This is a genomic window from Dietzia sp. ANT_WB102, assembly GCF_008369165.1.
In the GTDB taxonomy this organism is placed as follows: domain Bacteria; phylum Actinomycetota; class Actinomycetes; order Mycobacteriales; family Mycobacteriaceae; genus Dietzia.
The window spans coordinates 733,125-746,822 of sequence record NZ_VOBA01000001.1 but is presented as its reverse complement, the minus strand read 5'-3'; the positions used below and the strand labels follow the sequence as shown (position 1 = coordinate 746,822).

The following is a 13,698-nucleotide window of genomic DNA, read 5'->3' as shown; positions in this document are numbered from 1 at the left end:
AGCGTCCCGAAAATGCGCTCTGATCACGACGTCATCACGGAACCCCCGATGGACATGGCCAAGGCCCGTCGCCGCCTCGTAGGCGGCGTGGTCGGCACCTTCGTCGAATGGTACGACTTCCTCATCTACGGATTGAGTGCGCCGATACTCGCGTACCACTTCTTCCCGAACACCAACCCGACCGCGGCACTGCTCGGCACGTTCGCGATCTACGCGGTCGCCTTCTTCATCCGCCCACTCGGCGGGGTCTTCTTCGGCCGACTCGGCGACAGGATCGGTCGCATCCAGATCCTCGCGGCCACCATCTTGCTGATGGGAGCCGCGACTCTCGCCACCGGTTTGCTGCCGACGTACGCGTCGGTCGGCATAGCGGCCCCGATCCTGCTCCTGCTGTGTCGCCTGGCCCAGGGCTTCTCCGCGGGCGGTGAGACGAGCGGCGGCCTGAGCTACGTCTTGGAGTCAGCACCGAGTGACCGCCGCGCCCGCTGGGTGAGCATCGGCGTCGCCGCGTCCTTCCTGCCCGTAGTTCTCGGCGGGATGCTCATCCTCTCTTTGCGTACGTTCCTTGGCGATGACGCCTATACCAACTGGGCGTGGCGACTGCCGTTCGTCCTCGGCGGTGTCCTCGCCGTGGTTGGACTGTGGCTCCGTAGCAAGCTCGACGATCCGGAGGAGTTCACCGACGCCGCTGCTGCCAAGGCGGCATCGGACGAGCCCGTCGCACGGGCCAAGCCACTGCTCGGCGTCACGGTCACGGTCATGCTGCTGGTCGCCGTCCAGGCGGTCGGGGCGTACCTGCTGAACAGCTACATGTACACCTACATGGTCCAGATCACGGAGATGTCCCCGACCACAGCGCTCATCACCAACTCGCTCGCGGTGCTGACGATCGTGGTGCTGCTGCCGGTGTTCGCCACCATATGCGATACCCGCGGCCGCAAGCCGATGATGATGGCTGGCGCCGTGTGGCTGCTCGTGCTGGCCTACCCGGCGCTCGCGCTCGTCGGCACCGGCACGTTCGGCGGGGCGCTGGCCGGCCAGCTACTCATCGCGATCGGCGTCGCCGTGTTCGCGTCGGGCGGCTTCGTAGTGATGCTCGAGTTGTTCCCCACCGCCATACGCTTCACCGGTCACGCCGTCGCGTACAGCCTCGGATACGCGATCTTCGGCGGGACCACGCCCCTCATCGCTGCCTCCCTAGTGGAGAGCACAGGCTCATCGATGGCGCCGGCGTATTACGTCATGGCCATCGCCGCCCTGGGCGTTGTCACAGTTCTCAAGGTCCCGGAGACCAGCCGCGTCCGGTTGCGGGATGGACTGACCCGCGAAGCGACCTCGCCCTCCTGCGAGCCAACCACGGTGAGTGAGGTGGCCCGATGAGCGCGCTGGAGATCGAGGTCGTGGACGGGGTCGCCTGGGTGACGCTGAACCGCCCGGACAGCCTCAACGCGATCAACGACGAATTGGCCACAGAGCTCGTTGAACGAGTTGTGCCCCTCAGCACCTGCGGCGATGTTCGAGTCGTCGTGGTCCGCGGGAGCGGCCGCGCGTTCTGCGCAGGCGCCGACGTCGGCGCCGCATCAACCGAGGCCGAGATGTCGGTGGCCGAGAAGGTGGCCGGGCATGCGCGCCTCCAGCGGACGCTCGAGGCATTTGCCGCGATGCCGGTGGTAAAGATCGCCCAGGTGCACGGTCACTGCGTCGGCGCAGGACTCGTGCTGGCCACGATGTGTGAACTGCGATACGCCTCGACCGGCGCGAAGTTCAGCGTCCCGGAGCTGGACTTCGGCATCCCGTTCTCGATGGGCGGCCTACCGACTGTGGCCCGCTACCTCGGAATCACCCGAACCGCAGACCTGGTGCTCACCGGACGACGGATGGGCGCCGACGAAGCGCGCACCAGCGGCCTGATCACCGAGGTAGTCGCTAACGACGACCTACCTACCACTGTCCGTGATGTGGCGGCCAGGGTCGCCACTCGTCCGGCATTCCTTCTCCAGGAAACGGTCTCGCGGCTGGAGGAGGCCGGTCGGGCGTTGCTCGACGGGCAGCGCAGCGACCTGAGTTCGCTGGTCTTGGCCACGATGGACGCCGAGTCCCGCGCGGTGATGGATGCGTACGCTGAAAGGATCGTCGGTGATTCTCGGTGAAGGGTGGTCGTGTCCCCAGGGTCTGAGCAATCTCATCCGATGACGATCGCCGGTCGTCTGGCGCGCGAGGCTCCGAGCCTCGCGCGCCAGTTCGCGCGTGTGATCGAGAACCAGATCCCCGTTTACCAACAGTGGCGCGAGCTCGGTCATGGGGACGAACTCGCGTCGGTTGTCGAGGAGGTGCTCAGGGAATTCGCCCACCTTGTCTCGACCGACGAGCCCGCGCAGGGCCTCCGAGTGTTGCAACTCGCGGGCGAGCGGGCCCGGCAAGGATTGCCCGCGAACGCAATCCTCGGCGCGTGGCGGGTGTCGGGTCACGAGCTGTGGAGATGGCTCACCGAGGAGTACGCAGAAGAGTTCTCCCCCGGCGGTGTTGCTGTCGACTTGTGGTCGAGGTACCTGGAGTTCGCTGATCACTATGTCGAGCAGATCACCGACACATTTTTCGCCGCCTCGCAGGAGGAGCGGGTCCACGCTGCCATGGCCGTGCGAGCGCAGGTCGATCGGCTCGTCCGCGGCGCGCCGCCGGAACAGACGGAGCGGGCGCTGCGCGATCTGGGCGTCCTCCACCCCGAGGTCGTCGTCATGTTATGCCGGCTCCCCGATGCGGGGCCGGACGCCAGTGTCGAAGTAGTGGCCGACTACAGCAGGCTGCTCCGAAACCTCCGGATGGCGACCCGGGCGGAGGTGCCGTGGACCATGGTCGCGGGGGCGCTACTGGCGGTGGTGTCCGCGCCCGGCGGGCGTTCTGACCTAGCGATCGAGTCGCTTCCACCGCACAGTCCCCTGCGCGTCGGCATCAGCCGCGCCATGCCCGCCCGCTCTGACTTGTCGGGGGCTCGCGACCAGGCGGAGAGGGCCCTTCGTGCGGCCACCGCCGCCCACCCCGTCAACGACTTCAACCAGATGACGTTGTTGCAGGTCGCGGCGATGCAGGCGGCTCTCCAGTGGGCGGACCTACCCGAGTGGACTCGGTTGCTCATGACGGACTCGAGGAACCGCATCGAATGGGAGGCCACGGGCCGCGCGCTGTGGGAACACGGCGGTAACGTCGGTGCGGCCGCCACGGCCCTGTCCGTGCACACCAACACGGTCTATTACCGGCTGGACACGATCCGCCAGACCATTGGCGCAGATCTTCGGAACGCCAAGACTCTGGCCGAGCTGGAGCTCGCGGTCATAAGCCGTGACCTCGGTGTACTTATCGTGCCCGGTAATCACGCGGACTGACCCCGATTGGTATTCGGAGTGCCGCCTCGTCGGCGTGCCGGCGCTAGCCCGAGATCCTGCTCTTGACCTGCACCCGCCCTTCGACGACCCGAACGGTGTAGGTGTCCTGCGGGCGGGACGCCGGGCCGCGGGCGATCGAGCCGTCGTCGAGCAGGAATCGGCTGCCGTGCCAAGGACACTGTACGCAGCCGTCGACGAACTCGCCCTCGTGTAGTGGGCCGCCGGTGCGTGCAACGGTCGGTGATGGCGTGGATCCGACCGTCGTGCCAGACCAGCAGCACGTCGTTGCCCTCTAACCGGGCAACTGCCGGCGCCTCGGCGGTCAGGTCGGCCTCCGCCATCGCGTCAGTCCAGTCGGTGATCTTGTCCTCGAACGTGGTGACGTCGACACCGGTGCCAAGGGCGTAAGTGAGTTGCCACCGAGCCATCCGGAAAAGGCGAGCAACCCTAGCCCGGCTGTGGACAGTTTGCGACCGTCGTGGCCGCGGCTCCGGTGCCACCAGGACGCGGCCGTGAGGGCGGTTTCCGCGCCCTTCGGAACTGAATCGCATGCCGGTGTTCGTCGTGGCGGGCCCGCGGCCTACCGGCAGGGTTGATGTCGTCGGGTCCACCGGCCTGTCGGTTCAATCGGCCTCGATTACCGTGGGTCCCAGTCTTCCTAGTTAGATCAGACCCCTTCGACAGGTCCAGGGATGTTCACGAGGAGCAACCAATGTGACCGCTCAATTCTCGACCCTTTCGGGGTGTTTCCCAGCTTTTCGAGTCCACCTGTCCACACGTGCATCAGTGAAAGTGATCTGCAAGATATTGTGATTCGCGTGGGACTCATCGAGGTGGCTGGTGTGCTCTCCCGAGGGGCACGACGGCCAAATGCACGACCACGGCCTGCGCACTTTCTGCGTGGGTCCCGCCCTCCGGACGTAGGCCGCCAAGACTTATGTCGACGTCGTAAATCGGATGCCCCGAACGGTTAGCTACTACGACTGACGATCCGGTCCATGTCGCGAAAAAGCCGTATCTCTAAGACATAACCGTCACAACTTTCACGCAGTCGCCAGCGGAGTCCCACAGCTCCGAGTCCCACCATAGAGGCGATAAGCGACTCCACTAGGGAAGCACAAACGCACCGCACACAGGATGACCTAGCTCGGAATGTGACGACCAGAAAAGACACTCCCCCGCTTAACCGAGGCCAGCACACCGCTATCTAACGCTCATATTCGGATTACCCGAATAATTAGACCAGTTCTATCTGAAAATGCGTCCCTCACAAGCTCACCCTTACGCAGGTCCTCCCGTGGAATACTGAGTCAATCCCCAACCCGTGCCGAGGAGAATCATGGTGCGAGTCACGTCCCGATGGGTTAGTGCGGCGGCACTCGCTTCCGCCCTTGCTTCGGCCGTTGTCCTGTCCCTCACCGCGCCGGCGGGCGCGCAGTCCGCTCTGCCACCCGGCGCCCGCGACTGCGTCCCGCCGATCGGCACCAATCAGATCGTGCTCCCACTACCCGGAGTGTTCCTGCCACTGCCGTCAGTTGGCGGCAGAGTCGCCGAGTTCGCCACGCTGCCGCTCGCCGCTGACCATCTCGACCTGCCCGACGTCGTCAACTATCGCGACGCCCACCAAGGATTCAACGGATTCGTCGACGTCAGCCTCGCCGAGGGATCCCTCTACACCCGTCCTCAAGGGACCTCCGATGCCTGGCGAAAGGTGCCCACGCCCGGCTGCCTGGACGGGCACATAGTGTCCATGTCGATTGATCAAAACATGCTGGTCGCGCTGGACTCCGACGGCTGGATCTACTCTCTCGACAACCTGCTGTCCGGGCCGATGCTGTGGAACTGGACACGATCGTTCGGCGGCCCGATCTGGCTATGGCCAGGGCACACCGTCCCCGGCGATCCGGCCGCGGACACCGTGTGGGCCATGAGTCACCGTATGTCCGAGTCATTCGTCGACGCCAAGGGCATCACCCACCCGACCCAGGCGGGTCTGGTCCAGGTGCTCAGCTTGTCCGAGGACGGTTCTCGAATCGTGTTCCAGGATCCCTGGTTGCCGCCCGACTACAGCTACGAGATCGGCGGGCCACTCGGCGGGCGATTCAAGGCGGGTTCGATCTCCACTTCGGAGTCAGTGAACTTTGTTCAGAACCGGTTCGGCGATATGTACACCCGCAAATACGATCTCGACCTGGCCGGTGCAAACCACATTCCCGGCCGGTACACCTGGCAGGATCAACCGCCTCTGCCGTCGGCGCCCAATCAGCTGTTCGAGCGGTTCGACCCGCAGTACGCCGCGATCTCGCTGCCAGCCGAGGAGTGGCAGCACCAACCGAAGATCCCCGGCCAGGTCACTTCGCGCATCTCCGTGATCGATACCGGCACACGCATGGAGGACAAGGAGCTCCGCGTCGAGGGGATACGAGACGGCCGGACTGGCTACTGGCACAAGGACCTTACGGCCGACTCCTGGGTATTCACACCCACTGACACACCACTCGCCCAACCGGTCTTGAGTGACGCGGACCCGACCCGGGACCAGTCCACCGTCGACCTCGCCGCTGCCAGCGACCTTTCCTTCCAGGGTTCGCTACCCAACGGCTGGATGGGGCGCGTCGAGCAGTTCGACTGGGCACAGTCCCGACACACCGCGACGCTCACCGCCCCCTCGGGCCGCGAGTTCCCTGTCAGGATCTACACCACCGACGGGCTGCGGCAAACCCCTCGCGGCTCCGGGCTGGACCAGCAGCCTCGAGCGATGGAAGGTGCCATCGACCTGCGGCCCGCGGAGCCATGGGCTCCAGGAAACGAGGAACTTGCCGAGTTCGCGCGAACGGTCTTCGGCGGTAAGGACGTGTACGAGATCGCGATGAACGCCACCACCACCGAACTTGCCATCAGCACGGCGGGTGCTCTCGAACCGCTACTGGCTGTCAGTTCCACCGGGGTGGTGGGGCCGCATCTTGGGACGTGGACGCGGTACTAGTGTCGGTGCTGTTGCGAACTGGGCGAGATCGCCGCATGAACACACGAACAGCGGTGGATCAGAGCGGTGCACTAGGGCATCCACTTCTTTCGCAATGCGATCGTCTTAATCCCAGAAATTGGGCTAGACGGCAACTTGTAACGAATCGATACGTTCGAGAATGCGATCGCACGTTGTGATCTCGAGCGGTTCAGCCCGAAATGCACGTCGGCGGGCCAAATATCGAGGACTCACGGCCATTTCGGAATGTGGTGGACTGTCCAGTTAGGACTGCCAGAAAATCAACTGGAGCAGATCTACAACCGGAATAAAATGCCCCTATCGCAATGCGATTAATCGGCGTAGCGTTCAACCTCCACGGCCGCAGCGATGGGCGATGTTGACTTGTCGTCTAATTTTCGATTTGCCGAACTGTCGAGATTTGCAGCGCTCAAGAAAGAGGGAATCATGGATTTCTGGAATTTCGTGTGGCTAATCATCGTCAGCTTTGTGTTCATCGCTTATCTGATGATGTTGTGGTCGATCCTCACCGACTTGTTCCGTGACCATAAGACAAGCGGTTGGGCGAAAGCCGTCTGGGTTGTTTTCTTATTCTTCATCCCTATGCTCACGGCACTGGTCTACCTGATCGTCCGAGGGCACGGCATGGCGGAGCGAACACAGGCACACTACGCTCGCGTACAACAAGCCCAGCACGACTACATCCGAGAGATCGCCGGGCAGTCTCCTAGCGCTCAGATCGCGGACGCCAACGCATTGCTTGAGTCGGGCGCTATCACCGAGTCCGAATTTCAGACACTCAAGGCCACAGCGCTCGCATAACTATCTCTTCCTTTCGCGGGCAGCCCAACTAGGCATCTCGGACCACCATGGAAGGCACTTTCCACTATGGATCACCAGTCACCCGCAACCTCCTCGGTAGCGTCATCCAACGAGTCGGTTTCGCGGACGCTGCCCTTCTCGGACACCCGGGATCACGACGACGCCGCACGTGGTTTCATCGGCACATTGGAACCCGGCTCGATCGAAAACGCCGCAGGTCGAAACCGGTGCGCTTAACATCGCCGGGGACGTTGAGAAGGTTTCCGATATCGTCCTTCATCTTGACGCGGGTGACCCGAATTTCGCCATCGTCACCCCGGATTGAAATTGACTAGATCACGCACTGAGTCGGAACGGCAGGTCGCCAGCCGCGAGGGAGCGCCATGATCACGCTAATACCCCAAAGCGAGCGTCGGACGCTCGGCGAAATGTCAGAGCGGCTCGACTTGGCGTCAGGAAACGTGAGCGCTAAGCGGTCCGCCTTCTGGGTGATGCTTGCCCTATCTGGAGTGATCGCCGTATCTGGGGTGATCGCCGATTCCACCGCGACCGTGATCGGTGCGATGATCATCGCACCGTTGTCGACGCCGATCTTGGGCATCGGTCTGGGCATCGTCGCCGGTCGCGGGGGCATCATCGGGCGCAGCCTGTTGTATGTGGTACTCAGCGTCGGGATCGTGGTGGCGCTCGGTGTGATCATCGCGCAGCTGCTGCCCAATCCAACGAACGTGCTCAGCAATTCACAGGTAACCGGACGGACTTCGCCCACCCTGGTCGACCTAATGGCGGCGCTCGCGACTGGCTTCGCCGGGGCGATCGCGATGACTCGCCGTGACGTCGGCGACGTACTTCCGGGAGTCGCCATCGCTATTTCGTTGGTGCCGCCGCTCGGCGTGGTCGGGGTCTGTCTCGGTTCCGGGGCAGAGTGGCTCGCCTTCGGCGCATTGGTCCTTTTCCTATCCAACGTGCTCGCTCTGGTCTTTGCCTGCACAGTCGTGCTCATGTTGTCCGGTTACGCGCGCGACGCCATCGACACCCCGCGCTCCGCACGACGGGGGCGTGCGTACATCAGCATTGCCGTCGGCTTCGTCGTCGTCATCATCCCCATGGTCCTCAACTCACTGTCGAGTCTGTGGGCCGGGCAGGTACAAAACGCTGCGGAGCAATGGCTCAGCAACACCGACTCCGCACAGGTTCAAAAAGTGACGGTTCGATCAGAAGCTGTGGTGGTAGACATCCTGAGTCCCGGCGACCTGCCAAATCTCGGTGATCTACAACGGGATGTCGATGAAATAGTTCCGTGGAGCCCCGATGTCGTGGTCCAACACAATGTCGGTCAACGCCTCGAAGGCTCGACGAACTGATGGTGGCTGCGTTAACCCGCCGACTGGTGAAGCCAGGCCGCGTACGCGAAGACATCGGGAGTACCCATGCTTAGTGTCATTGGCCAGACTCTCGGCAACGCGGCAGGGATAGCGATTAGCCCCGTCCCCATCATCGCCCTGATCCTGCTGCTCTTCTCGACGGCTGCTGCCCGCAACAGCCTGGCCTTCATGTTCGGCTGGATCCTGGGCATCACGTTCGTGACCGCCGTTGTCCTAGCGGTCGGTGTGCAAAGCAGCAGCGGTGGGGGTTCCACGGCGGGCGGCATCGTCAAGATTTTGATCGGCTTGCTGTTCCTCGCACTCGCAGTCAAGCAATGGCGGTCCCGGCCTGCTGCCGGTAAGGATGCGGCCATGCCCGGGTGGATGGCCTCGATCGACTCGGTCGGCGCCGCTAAGGCGGTGGGGATGGGGTTGGTTTTCAGCGCCGTGAACCCGAAGAACCTGGGGTTGACTGTCGCCGCGGCCGCAACGATCAACGGAACGGGCCTCAGCACTGGCAAAACCGTGGGCGCCGCAGCAGTGTTCGTAGTGATCAGCTCACTGGCGATTATCGGGCCCGTCGTCGGATATTTGATTGCCGGCGAGAAGGCCACCCCTGTGCTGACCACGATGAAGCAGTGGCTAGTGGCCAACAACGCCACCGTCATGACAGTGCTGTTCATAGTGTTGGGCGCCAAGCTCTTCGGCGATGGTTTGGCACTTGTCGCTTGACGGAAATAGCACAGCGAGACGCGACCGGCCCGGCTCTTACGATTGTGGTCGGCGCACTCTTCTGTTTTCGCGGACTTGTGGCGATGCGCTTCGATATCGCCATCTGGGGGCTTTTGCGCGCCTAAACGTCGGGGCCGGACTCGTCTCGGCGATCAGCGGCGACGGCTATTTGTCCAGCACCCTCGTGGGAGTTGTAGTTATCTTCTTTGCGCTGATGGGACTGCTGCACGATCAGGTGAAGGCTAAGCAGGCCAACGCATGGGAACGCTGCATGGCTTTCAGCTGTGGCAATTCAAGAACAAAAGCCCACTCCATTCGCCACGACACACGCGCTGAAGAACATTAGCTACGCCACTCGCTGTCTTGCCACGGCTATCAGCAATGCCGGTCGCCTACGGTTGGGTGCCCTGAATGAGATCACACGTCGGGCCCTAGTCGATTTCGATAATGACGCCGACTGGGATCAAGTGACGCAAATACTTCAAACTCACATACGAGCACTTTCGGACTTTAACGAGAGCGACTACGCCGATACTCGTCAGACCACAAAGCCACCTAGATGAACGGCGGGCCCGGCAGTTATAGGACGCACCCTGCTCGGCGCCGCCGTCCCGAAGGCCACCACTGACAAATTAGTGGCACGCTACTGACAAGGGTTTGGCAAACTGACAAACTGTTTGGCAACCGACAACCAACTTTCGCCTTGCGCGGCAACTTGTCGCCGTGCAGTCCAGATTGACGAGACACGCCGGTGCAGATTGACAGAATCCGGGCATCTCAGCTGAGCCCGTCAACGTAGCCGCAAAACGGTGCCGACGTCTGGGCGGCCGTAACCTTCTACGCGACCATTCCCCGCCCAAGCACGTACGTTGAACCCACGGGCCAAAGGGTTGAGGGAGGGAACGTGGAAGAGGACACGGAAACGATCTACGAGTTGAAATACACACGGATCATCCGGTTCTTCCCCGACTGGGGGCGCGACCATCCGCTGTGGGAGAGCGGAACCGACAAGTACGCGATGGATCCGGAGGACTACGGACTCTCGGAGTCGCTGTCTCGACGGCTGGCTGAGTGGATGAGGCACTGGGAATCTAACCGCATCCCGGAGACCGGCTGGAAAACTGTCGAAGCGGCCGAAGAGTCCGAACGCATCGGAGACGCGCTGGTCGCAGATCTGCGTATCGAGGTGGCCAGCTTCGCTGAGGTCCGCGACGAACGACGACGATCAGACATTCCCGTCGACTCCTCTCGTGAGCGCGAGGCCGCACCACATCGCACCACGGATCACACGATCTCGATGGTCGTCTACAGCGCGATCTTTATGGACGGTTCACTTCCAAAGCTCCACGTGGGTGATGTCATCAGCGTCTCTCTTATTTTTAACGCAGACGTCGCCCAGTCAATTGCCGGCGTCGAAACGCACCATGTGACAGTGCGCCCCGATTACGGCAAGACGCCGTTTCTCGACCATGAGGGATCGCTACAGTGGCCATTCAAGGTCGCCGGTGACGGCTGGATCGCGCGGTGGTTCCACCACTCGCCGTTCGCCAGTCGAGTCCGGTTGCCCGGGCGACTGTCCCCTGACTTTGGCCACGCCATCCCAGGACAACCGGAAACCACAACAGGCAGGGTTCGGCGCCTACAACTGGTCGAAGAACGATATGAGAGCACTGCTAGCGGGCGACGACGCGTCCCGGGCACCGAGCGGGTCAGCGACCTAGATCCTGAATCAGACCCTTACTGGCCCAGCTGGACAATCTCCCCTACCGACGAGCTCTTCCAGCCCACCGGAATAGTCGTCGAACTCGATCTTGACGACGTCCCAGTCGCGCCCGGCAGCTTTGATGCCGGGACGCTAGACGTCAGCGGCACCGACGTGTGGGTCATGGACAGATCCGCCCCCGTTCTCGTCCACATCGACACCGCACATGGTTCGCCCCGCGTCACCGAGTACCTCTTACCGTTAACAGTCGAGCCGCCAAACACGGGTTGGTCACGCAGGATCCACGCCGACCGCGACGGCTGTTGGATCACCGCTGGGAACGACATGGTTCGCTGTACCCGGGACGGCCCGGCCGAGTTGACCGTGCGACGAGTCTCCACCGAGGGTGGTAGCTTCACCGTCTCGCTCGATGGTCGCCTTTTCGTACTGAATTTCCCGTGGATGACTACCCGGTTTTCCGACCGGTACGGCCAACACTCCGGCCGCGGCCCTGGCAGCGTCCAGATTCGCGAACTAGTGGGTGACGAGCTGGTTCCGGTCGACGACAAGGCCACCATCGCGCAAGTGCGAGCCCACAGCGGGCGAGCCGACATTGCCACGACTCCAGAAGGCGCCACATGGACCGCAGCCGGGCGCGTCACCGTCAAGACAGCCGACGGGGCGATACGCACCGTTGACCTGTACCCGCGGACTCAGGGCCGAGTGCACTGGGCGCGCCCCCACACACTTTCCGGACAAGGGGTCGACGAGATCGCCATCGGATCCTATGCCCCGCTTTCGGCAAAGCAACCCAACAAAAGTTCTTAGAGCGCAGCTGGCAAAGAACTCGTAAGCCTCGAGTACTTATTCGTCAATCCAGTCCGCATAGCGACAAAACAACTACAGCCCCCGCGCCATATCCACGAACCGCGAGTAGTGCAGCTGGTGCGCGACCGTGATGGTCGAGGTGGGACCGCCACGGTGCTTTCCGAGGATCAGGTCGGCCTCGCCGGCACGCGGGTCGTCGCGTTCCGAAGCGTCTGGGCGGTGCAGCAGCATGACGATGTCGGCGTCCTGCTCCAGTGAGCCGGACTCACGGAGGTCGGACACCTGGGGCCGCTTGTCGGTCCGCTGCTCCGGGCCACGGTTCAACTGCGAGATGGCGATCAGTGGCACGTCGATCTCCTTGGCCAGCAGCTTGAGCTGCCGGGAGAACTCCGAGACCTCCTGTTGGCGGGACTCGACCTTCTTGCCGGAGGACATCAGCTGCAGGTAGTCCACGACGATCAATCGCAGGTCGTGCTTCTGCTTGAGCCGCCGAGCCTTGGCGCGGATCTCCATCATCGTCATGTTCGGCGAATCGTCGATGAACAGGGGCGCCTCGGAGATCTCCCCCATTCGCCGGGCCATCCGGGTCCAGTCCTCGTCGCTCATCTTTCCCGACTTCATATCGGAGAGCTTCACGCGAGCCTCGGCGCTCATCAGACGCATCACGATCTCGGTGCGGCTCATCTCCAGGGAGAATACGACCGAGGCCATTCCGTGTTTGATCGAGCAGGACCGCATGATGTCCAGGCCGATGGTCGAGTTGTGGGTGGGGATCGCGGTGGGGCCAGCCAGGTACAGGTGATCGGCGGCGGCCACCTCGATGCACTTCACCGGAACGCTCGCCGCGCTGCGCACATCGGTGATGACCCGCGCCGCGCGGCCGGACTCGTCGTGCTCGGGGACGACGATCCCAAAATCGCAGACCAGCATCAGGGTGTCGAGTGACTTGGTGGTGACGACCTGCTCAGTGCCGCCCATCTCGATGAGCCACTCGTGCTCGGCGTCGGCCACCAGCTCGGTGCCGTCGTTGAACCGGACGGTGAAGCACGGTCGGTCCTGCCACACCTCGGTCACGGCCACGACCTCGGTGGGCTGCCCGTCCGAACCCAGCACGCGATCCCCCACGGCGACCTCGCCCATGGTGGTCTGACCGTCGGGCGTGGGCAGGACAGTGTCCAGGGCGAGCGCCTTACCCACACCGGGGCGGGCAGCAATGATGATCATCTGCCCGCCGTGCAACCCGTTGGTGACGGCGTCCAGGTCCGCGAACCCAGTGGGCACGCCCTGCGCGAGGCCGCCGGCAGTGTGGATGGCGTCGATCTCGTCCATCGTGGGCTGCAGCAGCTCCTCGATGATCACAAAGTCCTCGGTAGTGCGCCGCTCGGTGACCTCGAAGATTTCCGCCTGGGCGCGATCCACGACCTCGGCGACATCCGCACCCTCGGACCCCGAGTAGCCGAACTGCACGATGCGGGTGCCGGCGTCGACCAGGCGACGCAGGACCGCCTTCTCGGCGACGATCTGCGCGTAGTACCCGGCATTGGCCGCCGTCGGAACTGTGGAGATGAGCGTGTGAAGGTAGGGGGCACCGCCCGCGCGCCGGAGGTCCCCGCGGCGGTCGAGTTCTGCGGCGACGGTGACGGCGTCGGCCGGCTCGCCGCGGGCATACAGATCGAGGATGACGTCGTAGATCGCCTGGTGCGCCGGCTTGTAGAAATCGCCCGGCTGGATCTCCTCGACGACGTCAGCGATCGCGTCCTTGCTCAGCAGCATTCCGCCAAGCACGGACTGCTCGGCTGTGAGGTCCTGAGGCGGCGTGCGGCCGAACTCGGCGCCGCCCCCCTCATCCCGCGGCGGCAGTTCGCCGGGACCGTCAAATCCTCC

At 63.3% G+C, this 13,698-nt stretch carries 9 protein-coding genes and 1 pseudogene; 8 read left to right on the top strand and 2 right to left on the bottom strand.

Going from position 1 to position 13,698, the window contains the following annotated elements:
• Positions 1-12 precede the first annotated feature (12 nt).
• Genes FQ137_RS03365 through FQ137_RS03355 form a run of 3 tightly spaced genes read left to right on the top strand, consistent with a single transcriptional unit; the run spans position 13 to position 3,380 of the window.
• On the top strand, positions 13-1,380 hold the full coding sequence (locus FQ137_RS03365; protein ID WP_255583500.1) for an MFS transporter: 1,368 nt from the start codon (positions 13-15) through the stop codon (positions 1,378-1,380).
• Positions 1,377-2,150, top strand: coding sequence for an enoyl-CoA hydratase/isomerase family protein (locus FQ137_RS03360; protein ID WP_149291127.1), 774 nt, complete (start codon positions 1,377-1,379; stop codon positions 2,148-2,150). The genes FQ137_RS03365 and FQ137_RS03360 overlap by 4 nt, the downstream gene beginning before the upstream one ends.
• 39 nt (positions 2,151-2,189) lie before the next feature.
• A complete protein-coding gene (locus FQ137_RS03355; protein ID WP_149291126.1) occupies positions 2,190-3,380 on the top strand; it encodes a CdaR family transcriptional regulator in 1,191 nt (396 codons plus the stop codon).
• A gap of 43 nt (positions 3,381-3,423) precedes the next feature.
• On the opposite strand, the pseudogene FQ137_RS15655 reads toward FQ137_RS03355, so the two are convergent.
• Positions 3,424-3,721: pseudogene (locus tag FQ137_RS15655) on the bottom strand (Rieske (2Fe-2S) protein).
• Between the two features lie 998 nt (positions 3,722-4,719).
• On the opposite strand from FQ137_RS15655, the gene FQ137_RS03345 reads away from it, so the two are divergent.
• From FQ137_RS03345 to FQ137_RS03325, 5 genes are all read left to right on the top strand, one after another.
• On the top strand, positions 4,720-6,366 hold the full coding sequence (locus FQ137_RS03345) for a hypothetical protein (protein WP_188064752.1): 1,647 nt from the start codon (positions 4,720-4,722) through the stop codon (positions 6,364-6,366).
• Between the two features lie 447 nt (positions 6,367-6,813).
• Positions 6,814-7,188 (top strand): SHOCT domain-containing protein, encoded by a 375-nt coding sequence (locus tag FQ137_RS03340; RefSeq protein ID WP_149292621.1) that lies wholly within the window; start codon positions 6,814-6,816, stop codon positions 7,186-7,188.
• A 383-nt stretch (positions 7,189-7,571) separates the two neighbouring features.
• The gene (locus tag FQ137_RS03335; protein WP_149291124.1) at positions 7,572-8,552 is read left to right on the top strand and encodes a TIGR00341 family protein; all 981 of its coding nucleotides are present in this window, start codon (positions 7,572-7,574) and stop codon (positions 8,550-8,552) included.
• Between the two features lie 66 nt (positions 8,553-8,618).
• Entirely contained in the window at positions 8,619-9,284 is a 666-nt protein-coding gene (locus FQ137_RS03330) for a GAP family protein (protein ID WP_149291123.1), read from the top strand.
• 904 nt (positions 9,285-10,188) lie between these two features.
• Positions 10,189-11,814, top strand: coding sequence for a hypothetical protein (locus FQ137_RS03325; RefSeq protein WP_149291122.1), 1,626 nt, complete (start codon positions 10,189-10,191; stop codon positions 11,812-11,814).
• Between the two features lie 72 nt (positions 11,815-11,886).
• Here FQ137_RS03325 and dnaB read toward each other — a convergent pair whose 3' ends face one another.
• On the bottom strand, positions 11,887-13,674 hold the full coding sequence (gene dnaB, locus FQ137_RS03320; RefSeq protein ID WP_188064945.1) for a replicative DNA helicase: 1,788 nt from the start codon (positions 13,672-13,674) through the stop codon (positions 11,887-11,889).
• Positions 13,675-13,698 lie beyond the last annotated feature (24 nt).

Coding starts and splice junctions, on each gene's coding strand:
- FQ137_RS03345 (WP_188064752.1), top strand. CDS start 4,720: ATGGTGCGAGTCACGTCCCGATGGGTTAGTGCGGCGGCACTCGCTTCC.
- FQ137_RS03330 (WP_149291123.1), top strand. CDS start 8,619: ATGCTTAGTGTCATTGGCCAGACTCTCGGCAACGCGGCAGGGATAGCG.
- FQ137_RS03360 (WP_149291127.1), top strand. CDS start 1,377: ATGAGCGCGCTGGAGATCGAGGTCGTGGACGGGGTCGCCTGGGTGACG.
- FQ137_RS03335 (WP_149291124.1), top strand. CDS start 7,572: ATGATCACGCTAATACCCCAAAGCGAGCGTCGGACGCTCGGCGAAATG.
- FQ137_RS03355 (WP_149291126.1), top strand. CDS start 2,190: ATGACGATCGCCGGTCGTCTGGCGCGCGAGGCTCCGAGCCTCGCGCGC.
- FQ137_RS03340 (WP_149292621.1), top strand. CDS start 6,814: ATGGATTTCTGGAATTTCGTGTGGCTAATCATCGTCAGCTTTGTGTTC.
- FQ137_RS03365 (WP_255583500.1), top strand. CDS start 13: ATGCGCTCTGATCACGACGTCATCACGGAACCCCCGATGGACATGGCC.